The organism is Desulfovibrio sp. 7SRBS1 (genome assembly GCF_049723905.1).
GTDB lineage: Bacteria > Desulfobacterota > Desulfovibrionia > Desulfovibrionales > Desulfovibrionaceae.
Genome location: NZ_JBJKFD010000001.1, coordinates 946,557 through 968,794 on the forward strand (window position 1 = coordinate 946,557; position 22,238 = coordinate 968,794).

Sequence of the window (22,238 nt, forward strand, 5' to 3'; positions counted from 1 at the left end):
GGGGGCTGAAGCCCTCTGCCCAACTAGTGATAAAGAAAACCAAAATCACCTAGGAGAAAACAATGCGTAGACTAACCCTCTTTCCTTCCCTGGCAATACTGCCTCTGATGGCCCTGGCATTGATCTTCACCATGTCTTCAGCTGCTCAGGCCCACTTTCAGATGGTCTACACACCTGACATGCTCAAAATGGGAACGATGGATTTTAAGATCGTCTTTTCCCATCCTGCAGAATCCGGGCATGTCATGACCATGCAGAAGCCGGAAGCTTTTTACGTCATCCATAAAGGGAAGAAAAAAGATTTGCTGGATACGCTCAAGCCCATCAAATGGACCAGCAGCACCAACTCTGCCGAAGCCTTTGAAAGCACAGTAAAGACACGTGGTGGCGATTATGAATTCATACTCGTTCCCGCACCTTACTACGAAAAAAGCGAAGATATCTATATTCAGCAGATCACCAAAGTCATCACCAATGGTGATGGCGTGCCTTCGGACTGGAACGAAGCTGACGGTCTCAAAACCGAGTGGGTACCTTACGACCGCCCCTACGCGCTGTACCCCGGTATGACTTTCCGCGCCCTTCTTCTCTCCAATGGCAAACCGGTTGCCAACTCCGAGGTGGAAATCGAGTACATGAACTACACCCCGGACATGAAAAACAACAAGTTTGCCGAAAAAGAAAACATCACCCCTCCCTCAGACCACTTCATCACCATGGTCCACTTTACGGATGCCAACGGCGTGCTGACGTTTACGCCTCCTTTCGCTGGTTGGTGGGGATTTTGCGCACTAGGTTCCGGCCCGGACAAAACCTTCAAGGGCAAGGAACTTTCCCAGGACGCCGTCATTTGGATTCAGGCCACATCCCCCAAATAGGCTAAAAGCCACTCGATGAAAGCAGAACGTACCTGCTTCGCATAAAAAAACCGCCGTCAGGAAACCTGGCGGCGGTTTATTATTTCAGCTTATTACAGAATCAAAAATCCAGATTCATGAGCTTGCGCATTTTATCCATTGTACTGGCTGCGCTTTCACGTCCCTTTTCATTTCCCTGCTTCAGGATGTCCTGCACTTTGTCTGGATCATTCTCCAGCTCACGACGACGAGCCTGAATCGGTTCGAGAAACTCTGCGATTTTTTCAACCAGCAGTTTCTTGCATTCACCGCATCCACGTGTTGCCAAAGTGCATCCATCGCAAACCTCGGCTTTGACATCATTGCCGCAAAGCAGGTCAAGGTATGGATACAAGTTGCAATTATCCGGGTTGCCTGGATCTTTCAGGCGCATACGAGCCGTATCCGTGAGCATGCTCATAACCTTGGGGCGAACTTCGTCGATCGGATCTTTAAGATAAATCGAGTTGTCGTAACTTTTGCTCATCTTACGCCCGTCCAGTCCAGGAAGTTTGGGCGTCTCCGTCAACTTTGCTGCGGGTTCAGGGAAAAGATCGCCGTAATACGAGTTGAAACGACGGACGATCTCCCGAGTCAATTCCAGGTGCGGCACCTGGTCCTGTCCCACAGGAACCCATTGGGGACGATGGATGATGATATCCGTGCACATCAGAACAGGATACCCCAAAAATCCGTACGTACTCAAATCCTTATTGGATTCCTGCCGGACTTCCTTGTATGTGGGGTTCCGCTCCAGCCAACCGGTCGGGGTGATCATACCAAGAATCAGAGTCATCTCGGCAATTTCTTTCACCTGAGACTGCTGGTAAATAACGCATTGTTCCGGGTCCAGTCCGGAGGCTATCCAGTCTATGACAAGCTCAGGGACAAAGCCCTTCACTCGACGGGAATCGGCGTAATCCGTGGTCAGGGCATGCCAGTCTGCCACAAAATAAAGGCACTCGTATTCCTTTTGCAGTTCCACCCAATTGCGGATGGCACCGAAATAGTGGCCTATATGCAGCGGTCCCGTGGGACGCATACCTGATACAATACGGTTCTCCGGTTTAATCATTGCGTAGAAACCTTTACAGCAGAATATTTCCGACGAATTGAACCATGGGCCACAAAAGCTTTCCCAGAAGGCCTGTAGCCGCAAGTAAAATTATTATAATGAACCCATAGCGTTCAAAACGCAGAAATTTATAAGCCATGTTTAAAGGCAACAGCCAAGCCAAAATTTTGCTCCCATCCAGGGGAGGAATGGGAAGAAGATTAAAGCATCCAAGCACCAGGCTGATGAGTGCCCCCTGCTTGCAAATGAGTGCCAAAGGATAAAGCACGGACTGCATGGTTGGACTCACCCCGGACACGAGTATGCTGGCGCTAAGACGAAACAGCCCGGCAAGTAATACAGCAACAAGCATATTAGCTGCGGGCCCTGCCAAAGCCACCAGCATCATACCGCGGGCGGGATTTCTGAAATACCTGGCATCTACGGGAACTGGCTTTGCCCATCCGATCATCCGGGTGAGCACCAAAAGCAAGGTTCCCATAAGGTCGAGATGCTTGAGGGGGTTGAGAGTAAGACGCCCGGCCTGCTTTGCGGTAGGGTCGCCGAGCAGATAGGCAGCAAAACCGTGAGCTGCTTCGTGGCAGGTTATGGCCAGAAGAAACCCAGGCAGAATAAGGGCAATTTCCCTGATGGTTGCAGCAAGATCAAATGAGAACATGAACAGCGGCTAGCAGTTTCTTATGCGGAGGGCAAGCTCTTTGGATGGGGTTTACCCTCCCTGCACCATTCAGGTGCAGGGAGAAGAGTAGCATTATTTTCGGGCCAAGGCCTTTTTCATGGCCAAGTCGACTTTGGATTTAAGTTCCGTCAACTCTACGGATTTCACCACATAATAATCTGCGGCAATGGATTTGAGGTCATGCTGAAACGAATCGTATGCCGTGCTCAAAATAACAGGCAGGTCCTGGTCTTGCCCACGAATTTCCTGCAGCAGATCAAGTCCGGACCGGTTGGCACCAAGCTTAATGTCCAAAATAACAACCTGGGGCTTTTCCCTGTTGAGCAGTTCCAGGATATCCTCTTCGCCGTTGGAGGTCGCAACGACGTATCCTTCGCTTTCCAGTTCCTCGCGGTAAAGCATACGAATATGCTTTTCGTCGTCTACAACCAGAACTTTTTTCTTACTCATGGCAGCCTCCGCATATTAAACAAGCCTGTCCAGCAATATTATATGAAAGAAAACAGTATCTCGGTCAACCGGAAACCGAAATCTTTCCCAGCGTCATCGAATACTCTAGTATTGAGTGTAATTTATTTTTTTTGCAAGTCAAAACGACGTCCATATGATGAAAGCTATAACTCCGTGTCCAAATCCAACCTGAGATATACGGTAACAAAAGCCTCTCCGCATGTCTTGATGTTCATCCATGAAAAAGGTAGGAAATTATCCGTTCGATAGTCCCTCCCGCCGCAAAACACGGCGGGGAGAAACAACTGATTGCCGACAGCCACTTCTTTTCATTGGCTTTTCATGCCCCTTGCCTGCCCCAGGTAGTTTTTACAACTCATAAAGACCAAGCAGAAACCAGAGATATGATCACCGTAATCAGGGAACCGGATAACGAAACGCTGACCTTTGACAAACTTAATACGGTGCAGCAGTTACTTAATAAAATAGGCGAACGAGCAACCTCAGTACTTGTCATACGAGACGGCAAAGAACTGCTGACCCCAGATCGTCAGTTGTTCAACGGTGAGACAATCGCAGTACGAGCTGTGCGCTCAAAAGGCTAGCTCTCATTTTTCAAAGATCCTGAAAACATACTGCCTCAACTTTCCAAGGAGACCCTATAGTGAAATGCCGGAGTTGCAAGGCACTGGCCCAAGTCCGACTGCCAAGCCATAACGCAGGGTTCTGCCCAAGCTGTTACTTTGAATTTTTCTCACGCCAGGTCAGTAAAGCCATCCGGCACCACAAAATGTTCAATCGCGATGAACGAATTCTCGTCTGCCTTTCCGGTGGCAAGGACTCCCTTGCCCTTATGTATGAACTGGCGCGCCAAGGATATAATGTCACCGGACTGCACGTAAACCTGGCAATTCCCGGCTCCTCTGAAGTCGTACTGAATGTTGTTGAAAAATTTTGCCAAAAACACGATTTTCCTTTGATCGTAAAAAACATGGAACAGGAAGGTTTGCCAATTCCTGAGGTCAAACGTCGTGTTCGCCGCCCCATCTGCTCGGTCTGCGGAAAAATAAAAAGACATTATTTCAACTTGGCAGGGATAGAAGGCAAATTCGATGTTCTCGCCACCGGTCACAACTTGGACGATGAAGTCGCACGCCTGTTTGCAAACGCCCTTCGCTGGGATGTGGGATACCTTGGGCACCAAAATCCCAGTCTTCCGGCAGAAAATGGTTTTATCCGCAAGGTCAAACCTCTGTATCGGCTCACAGAATTTGAAACGGCAAACTACGCCTTCCTTCGGGGCATCGACTATCACAGCGCAGGCTGCCCATACAGCCCCGGAGCGTCTTTTACCGGACATAAAATGCTCATGGAAAACCTGGAGCACGATCGACCGGGAGCCAAAATCCTCTTCTACGACAATTTTTTAAAGAAAGCCCGTCCTGTCTTTGCTGAAGCCGCCCATGAAGAACGCCTTGGCGAGCTTGTGCAATGTGAGGAATGTGGCATGCCCTCCCCTGTTCCCACATGCGGTGTATGCTCACTGCGAGCCCGGTTGGCTGCGCCCGAAGAATAATCCTTCACCGCTCTACCCCGGAGAATGGTATTGCCCCCATTACCGGGGAAAACGGAAACAAGACATCATGCTTCAAACCATCAGCCGGTTCGTTGAACAATATTTTCTTGTCATCGCCCTGCTCATGTCAGGCGCAGCCCTGTTCAATCCGGCTCTTTTCACTTGGATCCAGCCCCATATTCCAATCGGACTCGGCATTATCATGTTCGGGATGGGAATGGCCTTGGATTTTCAGGATTTTGCCGAGGTCTTTCCCAAGTGGCGTCTGGTAGGCCTCGGCGTGCTGCTGCAGTTTACGGTCATGCCCCTCATAGCATTGGCAGTGAATCAAATTTTCAACCTTCCTCTGGAAATTGCCATCGGTGTTGGTATTGTCGGCGCCTGTCCGGGAGGCACAGCTTCCAATGTGATGACCTATCTAGCCCGTGGAAATGTTGCCTTGTCCGTAGTTATGACGCTTGTTTCCACAACTTTGGGGCCACTGCTTACACCTGCTATCATTTACCTTCTTTTCAAAACCAAGGTCGACATTGCATTCCTGCCCATGGCGGAATCCGTATTCTGGATCGTCGTTTTTCCTCTTATCGACGGGCTTATTTTACGCCGTTTGCTCCGCACCCAAATAAAACCCCTTCTGGACATCTTTCCTTCCATTTCCATCATCACCATCTCCATGGTGGTAGCCTGCGTCGTGGGATTGAGCCAGAAAACCCTACTCGCCTTTCCGCTTGCCATCATAACGGCAGTCATTGTCCACAACCTTTCCGGCCTCTCCCTGGGATACTGGCTGGCTCGCTTGGCAGGAAGCAGCAAACGCGACGCCAGAACCGTAGCCATAGAAGTGGGCATGCAGAACTCCGGGCTAGGGGTGGCCCTGGCCAATAAGTTCTTCAGTGCTGCAGCCGCATTGCCGGGGGCAATATTCAGTCTTGAGCAGAACCTTGCCGGAATCATCATGATCAAAATATGGGAACTGCGAGCTGGCAATCTCCAAAGCAAATAATCCTGAAAGAACGTCCTGTTCTCCCCCGCTTGTTGGACACCCGCCAGAGAATACGCTACTGCAAATTGACATTCCCGTACTAAAAAGAGCGGTTGTACATCTTTTTTAATGCGCACACCGAGGATCACAGTCCCGTGTTTGTACCAATAGTCTATTGAGGGAACAGAAGACACCTCACATACAAAACCCCAACCGTGAATTTGGGTGCGAGAGTAATCTCACGACCTTTATTTTCTGTTTTTCCGCTGGATACGTAAGCCAGCAATAAGCATCTCGGCTGACTTCAGGCTCCAACTTCAATATGTGCGTTCCCCAGGAGGCACCAATGATCACATCGAGAACAAAAATTCTGTTCTTTTTGGTTTGGTTCATTATTTCCACATGTTCCCTGGCTCCTGCTCAGGAGAGTGTATCCCAGGAAAGTACTACTCCCCAAGGACAAACAAAAGAAAACACGGCTGCTTCACAGACAACCAAAGTAATTGCTCCCAAGGTTCTGGTGCTGGCCATGTTTGAGGTTGGCAAATTTACGGGTGATGCGCCAGGCGAAGCCCAACTCTGGGTGGAACAAGAAAAACTCGATACGCAAATCAATGTCGAAGGAATCCCGCATCCGCTCTACTTCAACCCCACAACGGGACTTGCCATTACTGTAACCGATATGGGAACGGTCAACGCCGCTGCCACGGTCATGGCACTCGGCCTTTCACCGAAAATTGATCTGTCCAAGACATTTGTGTTGATCGCAGGCATCGCAGGTGGACCTCCTGCCTTTGTAAGTACGGGAAGCGCCTTCTGGGCAAACTATGTTGTTGATGCCGACCTTGCCTACGAAATCTCCAACTATGAATTCCCCACTACGGACAAACCATTGTTCCACCTTGGTTGCCCGGGGGATTTCTGCGATAACGGATGGACTGCAGGATATGAAATTTTCGAACTGAACAAAAAACTGTCCAAAGCAGCCTTTGAAACCAGCCGGAACGTGGAGCTGGCCGACACCCAAGCCGCAGAATCATACCGTCGGAATTATCCCCAAACAGCTGCCAGGCTTAGACCGTTTGTTGCCCAGGGGGATGTGCTGTCTTCCGGTACCTACTTTCATGGGAAAGTTTTTGGACGATGGGCAGACTGGTGGATGAAAAAATGGACCAAAGGGGAAGGCGAATACAGAGTAACGGCCATGGAAGACTCCGGAACCTTACTGTCGCTAAGCCGGTTGAATAAAATTAAGCGTGCCGACTTCAACAGGGCCATGGTTTTGCGCACTATCAGCAACTACGACCGCCAGCACCCGGGGCAAACCGCCCTGGAATCGCTGCAGGCCGATTCGGGCGGATATATCATTTCCATAAAAAATGCATACCGTGTCGGCTCTGCCGTTGCCCACGACATCATTGCCAATCCTGAAAAATGGGAGGCACTTGTCCAGTAACCTCGCATGTCCGAGAACAACAATACAACAAAAAGCGGGCGTTCCCATGGAAACGCCCGTTTTTTGTTCACAGTTTTCAGAACGGGAAAGAAAAGATTAGCCTTCCTTCAAAACCCATTCACTGAACTCGCGAACCTCTTCCTCCCACTTGCTTGGGGAAAGACGCAGCCTTAGAAATTCTTCAAATACACAATCAAGAAACGCTGCAGACTTCTCGATCAGATAAAATTTTTCCAGAAACGCCGCATCCGGGTCATCCCCTTCTTCGCGCTTGGTCTCAACCTTGGGAGTCTTCAGAGGGCCAACGCCAAAATCCTCGGCTTTCAGCATCATGGTCCACTCTTCTGGGTCCTGCTCAAACTTCAACAACGCCTTGTTGACCTTCTTTCCATTACGCAGGCCAAGACGAGCTTCGCGCAATTCGGAATGCATCCCTGAAACCGTGGCGGTCTCCTTGGTATCTCCTTCACCACCCTCCACGGAAACACGCTGCTCCACAAAGACCGTGAAGTGCTCTCCCTTGGAAGTTTTGAACAATCCGCTCAATACTTCGCTTTTGAACCACAACCAGGTTAGAAATTCTTGCCCGAGTATTCCGCTTTCGCGGTCTGCCAATGTGTAATCGGCCATTTATATCTCCTTGTCTGCACAGGCCAGTAGCCAGTCACTTTTAAAAGACGTCTACCATCCGCTCTACTAGATGAAAACCGTCGGGTCGATGTTTTCCAAACGACTCACCGCCTCTTCACCCAGAATACGCGAGGCCAGGAAAAAAGGAGTCTGCGGTTCCAGCTCCAATTCAAAAGTCAATGTAAAGCAGTCCTCAAAAAGTGCCCGAGCCTTGGCATTGGTAGAACCGAAATAAATAATCCCGGTCTGCATATTCCAGGCTGCTTCGAACACGGCGGGTACCGGCAAGGATTTGGCCCGAAGCCGAAGAGCAACCTGCTCTCGAATTTCAGTCTTACGGCTTTTGGAGACGAATTTTTTCTCATCGTCCTTTATGGATTCTTTGTATTCACGCAAAGCCAACTCAAAATATTTTTTAAAAACAGCCGGTTGAATACGCCGAGTATCCAAACGAAGGCTCCAGGTAAGAAACTCACCCTTTTCCGGGGGGGCACTTTTCCATTCGGTATCAAGATAGTCGTCAAAACATACCCAGCCGAAAGACCTTTCCTCGGCGTTGTGGTCAATATCCTGAAAGGCATTTTTCAACAAACGCTCAGGAACCTCACGCCATAATCCCTCTGGGATATCCCCAACCACTCGATATCTTGTGTAGCTCACACTTGATGAAAGAAAGCCCATGCGACCTCCGTATATTCAGGCATAACGTTCTGCCTCCAGTTGCGGGCAGACAGGCGCGGACGTTAACGCAAAAAAATCACGCCCGCCACTCCTTTCCGGGAACGGAAATTGAATCACTATTCAGTATAAATTCCAGAAGTCGGTTTTTCAACATACCGTGAAATCCCGCATCTGGGTACGACTCCGATTCCAAGGAGGCACTGATGAAAACAAACAAAAACAATGTCTGGAGAGTGGAGGCCGAAGGCAATATTGTCAAGATAGGCTCACAACGCTGTGCACGTCTGCTTCCTCGCGGCTGCAACCAACCTTTTAAGGGCCGCTATTGGTGTCCCCGTAAAAAGTGGTTTTCCAAGGAGCCATGTCCCTTTGGCTCGCGGGGAGAATGCGATGCTTTTATAAGAATGTGTGGAAGCCTGTAACTGAAACGCAAATGGTACCGATTGAAAAAAATACAGAAAAGCAGCCCGCTAAAGGCAATTGGCAGGTGAAGAGGATCGGAAAAAACTTGTCAGGCCCCCGCCGAACAGGGTAAGAAAGTCAATTCCGTTTTGGCAAATTTTTCCATCAAGGAGTCCTTTTCCCATCACACTTTTGATAATTATGTCATTTTGTGCTATACAGAAAAAGACTGCTTGACCTACACAACTTGCGGACCATTATTATTTTTTTCGGAGGAACCTCATGTTTAAAAAAGCTCTTTTTGCCCTGCTCGCCATGGTTGTGTTCGCCACACCGGCTTTAGCGGAAAAATCCATCACCTTTGCAGTTGACTCAACTTGGCCCCCTATGGAATTCGTCAACCAGGATAAGCAGATCGTCGGTTTTTCAATTGATCTGGTTAAAGCCATTGGACGTGAAGCCAACTTCAAGCCCATTTTCAAAACCACTGCCTGGGACGGCATCTTTGCCGGTCTTGCTGCTGGAAAGTATGATGCAATTGACTCGTCTGTGACCATCAATGATAAACGCAAGCGCGTCATGGACTTCAGCGATCCGTATTTTGAAGTCAAACAGGGTGTGGTGGTTCGCAAAGGCGCCACGATAAAAAGTGAGGCTGACCTTAAAGGAAAAACAGTTGGTGCCCAGATTGGTACCACCGGTTATTTTGCAGCAAAACGCCTCAAGGATGTAACCCCTCGTTCCTATGACGAAGTAGGCTTAGCAATCGAAGACCTGAACAATGAACGTATTGACGCCGTAATTTGCGATGATGCTGTTGCCGCTGGCTATGCCTTGCAGAACCCTGAATACAAATCCAAGCTCGATCTGGCCTTCATGCTCAAGTCCGACAAGCCGGAATATCTTGGATTTGCCTTCCCCAAGGGAAGCAAGGACAACATCGAGTTGGTCAACAAGGGCTTGTCCAAAGTTCGAGCCAGCGGTGAATACGAAACGATCTTCAATAAGTGGTTCGGCAGCTCTAACTAGTCGAAGCACTGCTTTTAAAAGCAAAGCGGTAAACCTGTTTGCCGCGCAAATATTCAGGCCCTGGAGTCATCACAGACTCCGGGGCTGTTTTCCGCCTTCGAGGCACCTTGCCCTTCGGACATAAATACGGTTACGAAGACGGAATTTGTTGATAAAGTTCCAAATCTTAAACTGCCAGCCCTGGAAGAAGACTCATGCCAGACGATCGAATGCAATTCGAAATTCCGGAAAACACTGCCATACCACGTGCCAAAGACAAAGGCCTATTCAACGCCTGGTTCGTGGCTTTTTTTGGTGCACTCGCCACAATTGCCTATCTTGTCATCACCCGTCCGGATCCATATCTGAACATTCTCAAATTCATTCCGGACGGAATTCTGATCACATTTCAGGTTACAGTAACCTCCATTGTTTTTTCATTGATGATAGGACTGTTGACCGGGCTTGGACGCATTTCCACCAATAAATTCATCAACATGATCGCATCCACCTATGTAGAGATCGTCCGCGGCATCCCCCTGCTGGTTCAGCTCTTCTACATCTACTATGCATTGGGACGTTTCCTTAAGGTTCCGGACATGGTTGCCGCCGTCATCGCCATGAGCGTCTGCTATGGTGCGTACATGGGTGAAATTTTCCGTGCAGGCATCAGATCCATCGATAAAGGACAGACAGAAGCCGCTCGCTCTCTCGGTTTCAACAAACGGGAAACAATGTTTCTGGTGATTCTTCCCCAGGCATGGCGCACCATTCTTCCTCCCGTTGGCAACGAATTCATCATGCTTCTCAAGGATACCTCGCTTATCTCCATTCTTGGGGTTGCCGACATTCTTCGCCGAGGACGTGAATTCGCCAGTGAATCGTTCTACTATTTTGAAACTTACACCATGATCGCCCTGGTCTACCTGATCATCACGTTGATTCTGTCCAAGTGCGTGGCGCGCATGGAACACAAGGTGAACCATTATGCCTGATGACGTCCCTATTATTCAGATACAAAACATCTTTAAGTACTTTGGCAGCCTCAAAGCCCTTAACAACGTCAGCCTCAACGTTGCTCAGGGCGAAAAGGTCGTAATCATCGGCCCCAGTGGTTCCGGGAAATCCACACTGCTGCGCTCCATCAACAGGCTGGAAGAGATCGACAAAGGTAAAATCATCGTAGATGGTTATGACCTTCATGACAAAAGCAATGACATCAACTCCATCCGTACAGAACTGGGTATGGTGTTTCAAAGCTTCAACTTATTCCCCCACAAAACAGTTCTGCAAAACCTGACCATGGCCCCGATACGCCTGAAAAAGGTTCCTCAGCAGGAAGCCGAAGACACTGCAATGCATCTTCTTCATAAGGTTGGTATCCAGGATAAAGCCAATGTCTATCCCGCCAAGCTCTCTGGTGGACAGCAACAGCGAGTTGCCATTGCCCGTGCGTTGGCCATGAACCCAAAGATTATGCTTTTTGACGAACCGACCTCTGCTTTGGACCCGGAAATGATCGGCGAGGTTTTGGATGTTATGAAATCACTGGCTCATGAAGGCATGACCATGGTTGTGGTCACACACGAAATGGGATTTGCCAGGGAAGTTTCAGACAGGGTCATCTTCATGGATAAAGGGCAGATAGTGGAACAAGGAACTCCGGAACACTTTTTCGAAAGTCCCGACCATGATCGAACCAAGCTGTTCCTGAGCCAGATACTTTAGGCAGAAAAAAGAAAGTAAAACTGTGTGTCCACAAAAGCAGCATGGCAAAACATGCGGTTAGACTGTACGACTCATCCAAAAGCCGACCATTGGGGTAACAATGGTCGGCTTTTTTCATTTGGCAAAAATCTGCATCCAGGATGCGCCTGCAGTCTGCCAATGCATTCTCCCTTCTGTTTTTCCAGAAATACGAAGATAAGAACGGATGTCGTTGAATTGCTTTTTTCCAGCCTAGAGCATAGGATATTTCAATGGGAGAATATGGGGGTGAAAGTCTGTAAGGTAAATGGGAATTGAGCCCCTGAAATCCAGCAGAACATATATCCCAGACTCGTCTCCTTTTTTAAGTCGTTCGACTGAGTTGCTACTCTTTGGACTAGATAAGCGACGAAGCACCCTATGGAAACTATGGAATCGAATGCCCAGCGCCTCATGAAGGAAATAAGGCGAAGTGCAACTTTAGAAAATTTGATTTCGCTACGCTATGTGGCCATGGGATTTATCCCCATGACAGCGTTTATGCTGTACCTACAGTATGACACATTTCGCGCACCATCCACACTTCTACGTTTGTATATAATTCTGGCATCCGTCATTTATCTTTTTTTCTCTACTCCTCCGGTTGAAGAATCTGGCATACGACATCGGCATCAGATTGTTGAAATATTATACGGCACAACAATCGCGCCATGCATGATCCTTCTCAATGGATTCAATCCACTCTACGCTCACTCCCAGAGCATTTTCATTATGACCATGTTCGGGTTGGCAGCTTTTTTCAGGGTAGAATGGAAAAAGGCGCTTTTCTTTTTTATTTTCCTTGGAGGCCTGGAAGCATTTCTTATTAGGAATGAACCGAACTGGGCAGTTTTACAAACACAATTCATCCTTTGCGCAGTTGTCACAGTTATCTCACTTCTCTTGTCACGACTTGTCTACTTACGATGGGAAAATTCTTATAAAACAAAAAGACTTATTGAAGAACAAAAGCTTGAACTTGAACGCAAAGAACGAGAACTCAGGGAAAGTGAACGTAAGTACAAAGCCCTGGTACAGAATTTCCCAAACGGAATTGTCGCCATGTTCGACTACGACCTGAGGTTCATTCTTGCCGACGGAAAAGGTTTGACGCAATTCGGACTGCTCGGATGTGCATTGCAGAATAAGATAATTTGGGATTGTCTTCCCCAGGAATTGGCATCCACGTTGGGCCCCCTTTTCCGCCAGACTCTCGAGGGACAGGAAAGCACTACGGAAATAAGCCTCAATGACCACACGCTTGAAATGCACCTGCTTCCCCTTCGCGATGCTGAGGGGAATATTGCAGCAGGTATGGTCGTGTCCATGGATATCACGGAGCGCAAGCGCTCAGAAGCATTACGCGAAGACGTAGAGCGTATGACCCGGCACGATATTAAAACACCTCTCAATGCCATTATGGGAATGACAGACCTACTGCTTGAAGATGATTTACCCCCGGACATTCAGGAAGGAATAAAAATAATTCGCAAATCCGGGCTGCGAGTCTTCAATATTGTCAACCAATCGTTGAACATGCTGAAAATGGAGCGTGGTACGTATCATTTTCACGGTTTGCCGGTGAACCTACTCACGCTCATTGACAAAATATGGGAAGAACTTCGCCCATTGGCGAATGCCAGGCAAGTGGGAATAGACCTGACCCTGAACGGCAAAACACCTCCTGCCAATGGGCACTTCATGGTATTGGGGGAAGAACTGCTCTGCTACACCATGTTGGCAAACTTACTGAAAAATGCAGTAGAAGCTTCTCCTCGCAATGCAGTTATCAGCGTGGATTTAACCAACAGCGACCCATCACGGAAAATCCGCATACAGAATCTGGGAGAAGTCCCCTCTCAAATTCGCAAAAAATTCTTCGAAAAATTTGTAACATACGGGAAACCGGGAGGAACAGGACTGGGAGCCTACTCAGCACGTTTGATAGCTATCACCTTGGGTGGTTCTATCCACCTTGATGCTACAATCCCCGGGGAAACCATTATCCACCTCACTCTTCCTTCCTAAACCCTCTCTCAAAATCTATCTTTCAGCTCTGCCTTATTTCGCCTGTTTGTTGTATAGAGTGATCCCGGCCAAGGCACCACACAACATGCCAAGAAAAAGCCCTCTGCTTATATCGATGAACAACAGTCCCGCGATCACCCCGACAGATCCCCCCATGAGAATCCCCCGTACAGTGTAATCAAGTAGCGTTTTAGGCTTGTCTGACATGCGTCCTCCCGATTAAGCAGAAGTTTGAAATAAAGAATCGAAGGTAAGGAGTTTGAATAAAGCAAACCTTGACGAATTCCTAGTATGATGCCTGGCAAATTTGTCGGCCCCAGACAGGCTCAGCCAAATCACCAAGACAGCTGAATGATCTGTGGCAAAAGGTGGTTGCAGACGGTTGACTGGAATAATAGAAAAACAGCCGAGATGGCGCCAACGCAACAGGGCTTAAAAAAAATCGCGAAGCTGCTCCGCCTGCTGCGAAGTAAGACAAGAAAAAGACACACCTATACCTGATGGCTTCAAGCGCTGGCCCCAAGGCATAACCCAGCGCACCTTTGCCGGAATCGGCGTATGGTCCACCAACTCCTGAATAATAAGATTTACTTCTTGCCCTACCTCGTATGTTGCCGAGGTATATATAAAGCAACCGCCTTCCGAGGCGTTGGCTGTAAAAAGTCTGGCAGCATCGGCCATTTTAAAAGAAGGGGTTAAGCCGAGCAGAATATTAAAACAAATATTCCCCCGCAAGTAGCCACGAATTTGTCGGGGAGTAAACTCACTGGCCTCACGTTCCAAAAATTCTCGTATGACCTTTACACCAGTAAGCGTCCCTCCCGCGTATAAACCCATCACCAATCCGGCAGATTCATCCCAACGCAGACGCAAAACCGGAAACCGATCTACAAACTCTTGAATATGCCCCTTTTCTTCACGACTGGACTTGATGACCGTAGGCACATCCAAAATTATCCCTGAAAATTTCTCCCCAGGATATTTTTCACACAACTCAGCCAAGGATTCCACACAGAACCATTCAGTATCTTCTTCACCGGCAATACGGCAATAGGCATCTCTTGCCGGTCCTTCCTCGGCAATAAGCAAAAAATGATGCTCCGACATGCTTTTTGTATCTGCTGACACGTAATTCCTCATCCGTCGGGCACCAACTGCCTTGGCAACCAGACATTCAATACACATATTCCAGCCAGCTACAAAATGATACGGTGTACCCGACAGTATTCAAGTCACACGCTTTTTTTTCAAAAGGAAGAAAGAAAGACCAAACGGGGACACTATACAAACTCTAGCCTAGCTGAAGAAAGTCTTATCCATGTTTATGCGTTTCGGATCAGATAAAAGTTTTTCATTTCAAACCATTGCACACAAACATATGTTTTTGAAAAAAGCAACGACACCGTTGTGAATACAGCTCTTTCTTCCATTTTAAAGGCCCTCAAAGGTATTTTTCCTCCAAAATCCCAGATTGTAACGGCTTTTTCATTTGACAAGTTCAAGCATCAACGGCACATCTACAATTCATCGAGGGCGAAAGCAGACAACGTATATTTAACTGCTTTTGTCCATTTTATCCAAAGGAGGTTACGCTTTATGTTCACAAAGGCCCAATTTGTCGAGGAACTCAAAGCCGCTCTGCCTTCCGTTTTTGAAACAAAGGCGAGCGCTGAAAAATCTTTTGACGCATTTTGCGAAATCCTGGCCAAAGGACTTGGCGAGGACGATTCGGTCCGTCTTCCCGGCGTGGGAACCCTTGCTGTTAAGGAACGTGCAAGCCGCCCTGGCCGCAACCCCCAAACCGGTCAGGAAATCACAATCGCAGCAAAGCGTGTGGTTAAGTTCTCCACTGCCAAGTCTCTCGACGAAGCTTTGAACAGCTAATATTATCTGTCCGTAATGCAGAGAAAAAGGCCGGGAGGTTATACCTCCCGGCCTTTTTTCGTACGTATAGAGCGTGATTTACTGCTGAGGCTCCAGATCGATATTCATTTCGCCCATAGCCACATACAGGTTTGAAAGTGCAGTCTGGTAATCTGCTAAAGCGGACGACAGATCTGCCTCTGCACTGGTCAGGCGGGACTGAGCATCCAAGACCTCGGTATTGGTGCCAACCTGAGCCTGATAACGAGCGACAGCCATTCTGTAGCCTTCCTTGGCTGATATGACGGACTTACGCGCCACCCCAATACGGTCAGATGCTTCGTTCAAATTAAGGAATGCCGATTTAACCGAATACGAGGCTTCAAGACGTGTATTGGCCAGTTCGGATTCAACCCGGGCAACCCCCTGTTTGGCAGAGCGGTATCCATAATAAGTAGAGCCCCAGTCAAAAACATCCCACTGCACATTAGCCCCTACTGCCCATTCGGAATTACGAGCACTGTAAGTGTCCCCCTGCACGGAAGGATCATCACCCGTTTGGCTGTAATCCCAGTTTGCAGAGAGCTGAGGATATAATCCGCTGGCAGAAATCTTCACATCCTTTTTCGCCATCTCGACACTTTTCCGTCCAATTTCCAAGTCGGGACGATGGCGATAGGCGGAATCAAGGCATTCATCCAAATGCAAAGTAAACGGCTCGAATGTCAGCTCTCCAACATATTCCGTTTTATGACTCAGCGGAATGCCCAAAAGGGTGTTCAACCGTGCTGTTTGCGTATCCACTTCGTTCTGCGCGATGAGCAGTTCCTGTTGCGCCTTTGCCAAATCGACTTCTGCCTCAAGTACATCAAGACGGGGTTGAAGCCCTACATCATAAAAAGCCTGTGTAACTTTAAGCTGCGATTTAAGACGTGCTACGGAATCCTGGGCACTCTTCACATCCATGCGCCCTTTAAGAAGCAGAAAGTAGTTAACCTGAATAGTCTCAACAAGGCTAAGTTCTGCCTGGGAAAGCTTGGCTTGTGCCTGCTCTGTGGCCAACGCCGCCTTCTGATAGGTGGAAAGCAACCTGAACCCAGTAAAAATGGGCTGATTAAGGTTGACGGTAAAAGCCCATTGATCTTGGGAACCCGTAGGTTCTCCTTTGGCAGTGGGCTGTTGGTCGTAATGCGTATAACCGTAGCCAGCGCTTAACTTGGGACCAAAATCACCCCGCGCTGACTTCCGACTGTAATCCGCCCCACGCAGTTCAAACCGTGCAGATTTGATCGTAGGATTTTCGGCAAGTCCCCTTTCAACGCAGCGGGTAAGGTCGAACGGCCCTTCTATATTCAGTACATCTGTGCTGAACACACGCTTCGTCTCAAGACCGTCGGTTTGCTCTGCAGCTTGTACCATACTCGCAGCGAGCAGTGTTAATGCCGCCAGAAAAAACAATGAAATTTTTTTCATCCGCGTGCCCTTCTTGATTCAAAAATGCTTGTAAAATCATTGTTCCAGGATGTCCGGTAGATGTCCGGTATCGGTTCCAATAACGGAACAATGCGTGTTACGTGGTTACAGGAAATCGCCAAAAAAGAAAATAAACAAATTTATGGGCAGTTCTTTGCCCGCGCTCGGATTAGCATAGCCCACAAAGTTGCGCAAGCAACTATTTTCTATTTCCTCTCCTCCATGGCAACATCTACCTTTCATAGCAAGATGTTATACAATTGCCCATGTTCTTCCTCTGCATGCAAAAAATTCCCTCCCCTAAACGACGAGAGGGCCGGTGCCACTAAACAACGACCCTCTCGACAATATAGGTTTTATACAACCTTACATGACAGCTCTATGGGCTCCGCTCTTGCCGCCCTGCGAATTTTTTCTACTTTGCTTGCTCTGAACAATTTTAGATAATAGCTTTTTATGAAAATCTTCCAAACCAACAAATTCGCACCCAACCACACTCTCATCAACACGCACTATCTGTATAGATGCTCCAAGGAGCAAAGGATTGCCAAGTCGATGAATTGAGATGGTCAGCCTCATATCGGCCTCAAAATTTGTCCCCCCATGAACAAATCCCATGCCAAGCACACTCAAATCCCTTACATCGAATTCCTTGCCCCCCAACTCTTTGACCCAGACTGTCATATCTGGAGCCTTAACCCGAGGCGCACGTCGTTTGGCCCGATTTGACCGTTCAACGACGGTCTCTTTTATTCCTTGGATATACTTTTGCCTATCCACCCCAGCAGGTAACTTTTCAGAATCTGGAAACAGACGTAAAAAGGTCATAATACCTCCAACACCATATAATTACAGTAGGCAGAATCTTCCCCTAAAGCTTATCTCGCAGAAGTTCATGCAAATATTTTGCCGAATTCTATTTATTCTCCCATCTTCAAAGACTCTTTTCATTTAAAAACGATCCAGTTATCATACATCAATCTACGACATCCGACTTACCTATTGAAAACAAACAACCAAGAGAGCTTGATATGAAAAGTTTAGCCGCAATCTCCGGCTGGCTGACATTCACTCTGCTGCTTTTCTTCCTTACTCCTGCGGTAGCCAAAGAAATGGACCGGTACTCGCTCACCCCGTTCGCAGGGTATTATGGTTTTGAAGGCAACAAATACTACGATGACAGTGGAATAGCTGGCGCAGCTTTGGGGTACGCCCTTGATGAAAACTGGACGATTGAAGGCAGTTACGGTTTTCTTACTCCGACCTCGAAAATGGAAGGAACAAGTGCTGATGGGCATTTGCTGCGAGCTGAAATTCTGTACAATTTCGATTTTTGGGAGAACTTCGTTCCTTTCGTAGCCGCGGGAGGAGGAGGAATTTTTCTCTTTTCAAACGACTATGATCGATCTTCAGCAATTTTTTCCTACGGAGCAGGAGCCAAGTATTATTTCAGCGACAATTGGGCTCTTCGTGGCGATATCCGCCATATCTTGGCCGACAACCAACATCCGACAAACCAGATGCTGGTAACCCTTGGCCTCAGCTATTTTTTTGGCGGGCCGGACACACATCAAGCAGCCACAACGTCTGTTCCCTCAGCTGCGACTGCTCCACAAAAAGAAGAATTCTCTCCAGCTCCTCAGAAAGAAGAGGAAATTATCTTCACTCCAGCCGAAAAAAATACATCTCAACAGTCAGCTCCACTGGCTCCGCCATCCACTCTCCAGCCTGTGACTGTATGTGTGGAAATCGACGTAAAATTTGATTTCGACAAATCAAACATCAAACCTCAGTTTTCTCCGGAGCTGGAACAGTTTGCGAAATTCATAAAAACGCACTCCGATACTCCTCCGGTGATTATCAACGGCCATACTGACTCAACCGGTCCCGTGCAATACAACATTGGACTTTCCAAACGCCGGGCGGCAAGTGTACGCGATGCCCTGGTGGAACAATATGGTCTGGACGCCGGAAAGCTGTCGATCCAATGGTTCGGCCCCAAAGATCCGGTTGCCCCCAACACCACACGCTCTGGACGAGCACAAAACCGTCGAGCAACCGCCGGTGTCTGCGTTGAACAGAAATGAAGGTAACGTCACTCTGGACTGTTCCCCCTAAAATGCACAGCTCCCCTTGACTTTTGCACCAAATGCGGCGAACTATGACCATTCACCGACAACATCACTATTTTTGCGAGGGAGGAAACCATGGCCTGGATTTTTGAAGTGCTTTCCGAACTGATTCACAACATGATGCACTCCACTCTGGCAGGCACTGTTGGCGTATCGCTGATTTTTATCTACATGGCCTGGATTGTCGGAATGGCGCTTTTCCGCATCAACGAAGGCTGCAAAAAAGGCCACCACTAGGCCTGACCATAATTCAGCTCACAAATAAAGCGTCTCAACCGTTAATGGTAGGGACGCTTTTTTGTTTTCAGTAGCCATACTTAACCTATTTTTTTAATTTTAAGATTCGACTTTATTGAGGAAGCCCTCCCCCACGACATGTTCTACTTTTGCATGTTTTCCATAACCTTTCGGATCTGCTTTGCCACCTCTTCAATGTCCAACGGTTTCGCCAGATAACCATCTAGCCCCGCCTCCAATATGCGCTCCTTGTCCCCCTTCAAAGCGAAAGCCGTAAGCGCAATTATAGGGATTACTCTCTTGTCATCGCCGCCCTCGCCATTACGGATACGCCGAGTAGCCTCCAGGCCATCCATTTCCGCCATCTGAATATCCATAAAAACCAAATCAAAATTCTCATTTCGCAAAGCAGCCAACGCCTCCCCACCGCTTGGAACCGTCTTGCAAGCATGGCCCATACGCAAAAGCACCTTCTCCAGGGTCATGGCACTTATCTCATTATCTTCCACCTGCAAAACGTACAATGCTCTCTCAAGAAGCAAAGAAGAATTCTCGCCCACAGCAGCCTCCTTGCCCGGTGGCAGGCATAAACTGAACCTGAAAACTGAACCTTTGCCAGGAACACTCTCAAGCTGAATTTCCCCGTGCATAAGGTTGACCAGACGTTTTACAATGGCCAACCCCAATCCAGTTCCTTGATGTTTTCGCGTATGAGAACCATCCGCTTGGGTAAAAGACTCAAAAATAAGGCGTTGATCTTCTTGTGAAATACCTATCCCTGTATCAACTACAGAGAAATGAACCATATCCTGTTCAAAATCGAGCCCTTGAAAGGATGAGACACAGAGCGTGACACTACCAACGTTTGTAAACTTAACAGCATTGCCAACGACATTAAAAAGAACCTGACGGACCCGAGCGGGATCCCCCACCACCCAGTCAGGCACCCCATCGCCAATGCTTAAATTCACGGAAATACCAAGAGTAGCGGCTGGCCCCTGAAAAAGCCCAATGACTGAGGTCATAAGGTCATGCAAGGAAAAATCGACTTCGGCAAATTCCATTTTTCCCGCCTCAATCTTGGAAAAATCGAGCACGTCATTGATAATGGTCAACAAGCTTTTGCCAGAAAGTAAGGCTGTCTGCACACAGTCCAGCTGCTCTTCATCCAATGGAGTGTCTTCCAGTATCTGAAGCATCCCTAAAACTCCATTCAGCGGAGTTCTGATCTCATGACTCATATTGGCCAAAAATTCGCTTTTCGCCCGGCTTGTCCTTTCTGCAGCATCTCGAGCCCGTCGCATTTCAAGCTCAGCCTCTTTGCGATGCGTAATATCGGTTAAAGACATAATCGACTGTTTTTCATCAGGAAGCAGGGCAATAGTTACAAGCACATGGCATACCTTATCGCCGCCCGGTCGTCTCAAAAGCCGCGCTTCATAGCCGCGTGGCAAAGCTATTCTCCCACACGACATATGCATCATCTTGGTCATATGCTCAATGTCGTCAGAATCAAAAAACTCTTCCAGCCGACATCCTACAACTTGCTCTGCGGACTCGAGCCCAACCATTTTGACAAACTCTCTATTTGCCCGAACAATCTCTTGTGATGTGGACAGGATGATATTCGCCGACCCTGTGTTAAGAAAAACAGCACGATATGTTTCTTCGGACTGTGCAAGCGCTGCCTGCGTCCTCTCCAACTCCGTTATATCCATCAATGTTTCCAAAAGAAGCTTCTGCTCCCCACGTAGAAGCGGGGTCACATTGCGCAAGATGGTACGTTGCCCCATTGGAGTTTTTAACTCATGACGTTTCAGATGTGGACAACTCATACTTCCACTACACATATTATCATGGCCCCAAAACTTATTCCGCTTTGTGCCACAAACATTTTCCCTGGACTGACATCCAAGAATCTGCATTGCCTGAGGATTCAACGTCAAAATTCTGCAGTCAGAAGAATCCATAATCACAACTCCTGCCTGCAAAGAGTCCAATATCTGCACCAAATATTTCTCGTTATCCTGAAGCTGATCCAACATAGAATTTATATCTTCTGCCAAACCCGTAAGCTCGTCCCCACCTGGAAGAATTACTTTTTCATCTCCTTCCCGACGCCCGATACGAGTGACCTGTCTGCTGAGTTTTTCGATACGCCGCAATATTCTCCGATCGAGAAACGTCAAGGTCAGAATCCCAAGCAAAAAAGCCGATCCCAAAAAAAACTTAAAAATAAGACTAATGGCATTCCGTCCGGCAAGATAGAATCCGCGATGCATGGTAAGCAGAAGCTGCAGTATGGGGTGGTCGTTTATATTCCAAAGTGGGACCACTGTTTCAATGGTCTCTTCACGAACGGTGAAATAAGGTTCATCCCGCTGTGGAGACGAAAGCAATAACTGAAGATCAAGCTCTGTTTCCCGAGCCAAATCGGGTAAGATATCCTGCAGGTTGATAGCCATGACAAGCACTCCCAAAGGACGCTCATCCCGGACACTGTTTAAAATGGGCTTAAAAGACACCAGAAGCGGCAAATCTGCGACAAAAAGCAAACCGCTTTTATTAGCTCCTTTGCCCTTTCCCCAATTCCCTGATGCCAAAAAAATTTTATGTGAAAGTACCTCTGGAACAGGCTGCAAGGAATCATCCTGCCAAGTATTACCGACAATAAGATTTCCCTGGGTATCATAAACCCCAAACATAAAAAGCTGCCCGCTGCTGAACAGAGAGGAAACCAAACTGGCCTCCTTGAACTCCCTGTGGGAACTTTGAACCAATTCATACATTGCATTACGCCACACCCAATCTTTGGCCAATGCATCCAATTTTGATTTCCTGTCGTTAAGACCATTGATGGCTCTGTTGACGTTGCGGATGACCTCCAGCTCCTCAAGTGAGCTGAATTTATCCATAACGACACC

At 47.9% G+C, this 22,238-nt stretch carries 22 protein-coding genes; 12 read left to right on the top strand and 10 right to left on the bottom strand.

Going from position 1 to position 22,238, the window contains the following annotated elements:
- The first annotated feature begins 62 nt into the window (after positions 1–62).
- The gene (locus tag ACI0FJ_RS04690; RefSeq protein ID WP_424299688.1) at positions 63–878 is read left to right on the top strand and encodes a DUF4198 domain-containing protein; all 816 of its coding nucleotides are present in this window, start codon (positions 63–65) and stop codon (positions 876–878) included.
- 100 nt (positions 879–978) lie between these two features.
- Here the strand turns inward: ACI0FJ_RS04690 and trpS are convergent, their stop codons facing one another.
- The 3 genes from trpS to ACI0FJ_RS04705 all read right to left on the bottom strand — a co-directional run bounded on the left by trpS (position 979) and on the right by ACI0FJ_RS04705 (position 3,100).
- Positions 979–1,971 (bottom strand): tryptophan--tRNA ligase, encoded by a 993-nt coding sequence (gene trpS / locus ACI0FJ_RS04695; protein ID WP_424299691.1) that lies wholly within the window; start codon positions 1,969–1,971, stop codon positions 979–981.
- 13 nt (positions 1,972–1,984) lie between these two features.
- Positions 1,985–2,629, bottom strand: a complete 645-nt coding sequence (locus tag ACI0FJ_RS04700) for a site-2 protease family protein (protein ID WP_424299694.1) — start codon at positions 2,627–2,629, stop codon at positions 1,985–1,987.
- Positions 2,630–2,722: 93 nt separating this feature from the next.
- Positions 2,723–3,100 carry a response regulator gene (locus ACI0FJ_RS04705; protein WP_424299697.1) on the bottom strand — a complete coding sequence of 126 codons (378 nt, stop codon included), beginning with the start codon at positions 3,098–3,100 and terminating at the stop codon, positions 2,723–2,725.
- Positions 3,101–3,504: 404 nt separating this feature from the next.
- Between ACI0FJ_RS04705 and ACI0FJ_RS04710 the strand changes: the two genes are divergently transcribed.
- From ACI0FJ_RS04710 to ACI0FJ_RS04725, 4 genes are all read left to right on the top strand, one after another.
- Positions 3,505–3,705 carry a hypothetical protein gene (locus ACI0FJ_RS04710; protein WP_424299699.1) on the top strand — a complete coding sequence of 67 codons (201 nt, stop codon included), beginning with the start codon at positions 3,505–3,507 and terminating at the stop codon, positions 3,703–3,705.
- A gap of 59 nt (positions 3,706–3,764) precedes the next feature.
- Positions 3,765–4,676, top strand: a complete 912-nt coding sequence (locus ACI0FJ_RS04715; protein WP_424299702.1) for an ATP-binding protein — start codon at positions 3,765–3,767, stop codon at positions 4,674–4,676.
- A gap of 67 nt (positions 4,677–4,743) precedes the next feature.
- The gene (locus tag ACI0FJ_RS04720) at positions 4,744–5,679 is read left to right on the top strand and encodes a bile acid:sodium symporter family protein (protein WP_424299705.1); all 936 of its coding nucleotides are present in this window, start codon (positions 4,744–4,746) and stop codon (positions 5,677–5,679) included.
- Positions 5,680–6,004: 325 nt separating this feature from the next.
- Positions 6,005–7,114, top strand: a complete 1,110-nt coding sequence (locus ACI0FJ_RS04725; protein WP_424299708.1) for a purine-nucleoside phosphorylase — start codon at positions 6,005–6,007, stop codon at positions 7,112–7,114.
- A 96-nt stretch (positions 7,115–7,210) separates the two neighbouring features.
- Here ACI0FJ_RS04725 and ACI0FJ_RS04730 read toward each other — a convergent pair whose 3' ends face one another.
- Positions 7,211–7,744 carry a hypothetical protein gene (locus ACI0FJ_RS04730; protein WP_424299711.1) on the bottom strand — a complete coding sequence of 178 codons (534 nt, stop codon included), beginning with the start codon at positions 7,742–7,744 and terminating at the stop codon, positions 7,211–7,213.
- Positions 7,745–7,810: 66 nt separating this feature from the next.
- Positions 7,811–8,425, bottom strand: a complete 615-nt coding sequence (locus ACI0FJ_RS04735) for a hypothetical protein (RefSeq protein WP_424299714.1) — start codon at positions 8,423–8,425, stop codon at positions 7,811–7,813.
- A 684-nt stretch (positions 8,426–9,109) separates the two neighbouring features.
- Here ACI0FJ_RS04735 and ACI0FJ_RS04740 point away from each other — a divergent pair.
- From ACI0FJ_RS04740 to ACI0FJ_RS04755, 4 genes are all read left to right on the top strand, one after another.
- Positions 9,110–9,856 carry a basic amino acid ABC transporter substrate-binding protein gene (locus tag ACI0FJ_RS04740; RefSeq protein WP_424299717.1) on the top strand — a complete coding sequence of 249 codons (747 nt, stop codon included), beginning with the start codon at positions 9,110–9,112 and terminating at the stop codon, positions 9,854–9,856.
- A 194-nt stretch (positions 9,857–10,050) separates the two neighbouring features.
- Complete coding sequence (locus ACI0FJ_RS04745) at positions 10,051–10,830, top strand: amino acid ABC transporter permease (RefSeq protein ID WP_424299720.1); 780 nt, start codon at positions 10,051–10,053, stop codon at positions 10,828–10,830.
- Entirely contained in the window at positions 10,823–11,563 is a 741-nt protein-coding gene (locus tag ACI0FJ_RS04750; RefSeq protein WP_424299723.1) for an amino acid ABC transporter ATP-binding protein, read from the top strand. Before ACI0FJ_RS04745 ends, ACI0FJ_RS04750 begins: the two co-directional genes overlap by 8 nt.
- 399 nt (positions 11,564–11,962) lie before the next feature.
- On the top strand, positions 11,963–13,609 hold the full coding sequence (locus ACI0FJ_RS04755) for an ATP-binding protein (protein WP_424299725.1): 1,647 nt from the start codon (positions 11,963–11,965) through the stop codon (positions 13,607–13,609).
- Positions 13,610–13,642: 33 nt separating this feature from the next.
- Here ACI0FJ_RS04755 and ACI0FJ_RS04760 read toward each other — a convergent pair whose 3' ends face one another.
- Positions 13,643–13,816 (bottom strand): hypothetical protein, encoded by a 174-nt coding sequence (locus ACI0FJ_RS04760; protein WP_424299729.1) that lies wholly within the window; start codon positions 13,814–13,816, stop codon positions 13,643–13,645.
- Between the two features lie 225 nt (positions 13,817–14,041).
- A complete protein-coding gene (locus ACI0FJ_RS04765; RefSeq protein WP_424299732.1) occupies positions 14,042–14,737 on the bottom strand; it encodes a PilZ domain-containing protein in 696 nt (231 codons plus the stop codon).
- A gap of 279 nt (positions 14,738–15,016) precedes the next feature.
- Here ACI0FJ_RS04765 and ACI0FJ_RS04770 point away from each other — a divergent pair, with 279 nt between their 5' ends.
- Positions 15,017–15,493 (top strand): HU family DNA-binding protein, encoded by a 477-nt coding sequence (locus tag ACI0FJ_RS04770; protein WP_424299735.1) that lies wholly within the window; start codon positions 15,017–15,019, stop codon positions 15,491–15,493.
- 78 nt (positions 15,494–15,571) lie between these two features.
- Here the strand turns inward: ACI0FJ_RS04770 and ACI0FJ_RS04775 are convergent, their stop codons facing one another.
- Together ACI0FJ_RS04775 and ACI0FJ_RS04780 are read right to left on the bottom strand one after the other, a co-directional pair.
- Positions 15,572–16,945, bottom strand: a complete 1,374-nt coding sequence (locus tag ACI0FJ_RS04775; RefSeq protein WP_424299737.1) for a TolC family protein — start codon at positions 16,943–16,945, stop codon at positions 15,572–15,574.
- A 366-nt stretch (positions 16,946–17,311) separates the two neighbouring features.
- Positions 17,312–17,773: a PilZ domain-containing protein gene (locus ACI0FJ_RS04780; protein ID WP_424299740.1), complete on the bottom strand. Its 462-nt coding sequence runs from the start codon at positions 17,771–17,773 to the stop codon at positions 17,312–17,314.
- A 203-nt stretch (positions 17,774–17,976) separates the two neighbouring features.
- Here ACI0FJ_RS04780 and ACI0FJ_RS04785 point away from each other — a divergent pair, with 203 nt between their 5' ends.
- Together ACI0FJ_RS04785 and ACI0FJ_RS04790 are read left to right on the top strand one after the other, a co-directional pair.
- Positions 17,977–19,032 (top strand): OmpA family protein, encoded by a 1,056-nt coding sequence (locus ACI0FJ_RS04785; RefSeq protein WP_424299743.1) that lies wholly within the window; start codon positions 17,977–17,979, stop codon positions 19,030–19,032.
- Positions 19,033–19,152: 120 nt separating this feature from the next.
- A complete protein-coding gene (locus ACI0FJ_RS04790) occupies positions 19,153–19,314 on the top strand; it encodes a hypothetical protein (protein WP_424299746.1) in 162 nt (53 codons plus the stop codon).
- A 143-nt stretch (positions 19,315–19,457) separates the two neighbouring features.
- On the opposite strand, the gene ACI0FJ_RS04795 is transcribed toward ACI0FJ_RS04790, so the two are convergent.
- On the bottom strand, positions 19,458–22,229 hold the full coding sequence (locus tag ACI0FJ_RS04795) for an ATP-binding protein (RefSeq protein WP_424299748.1): 2,772 nt from the start codon (positions 22,227–22,229) through the stop codon (positions 19,458–19,460).
- Positions 22,230–22,238 lie beyond the last annotated feature (9 nt).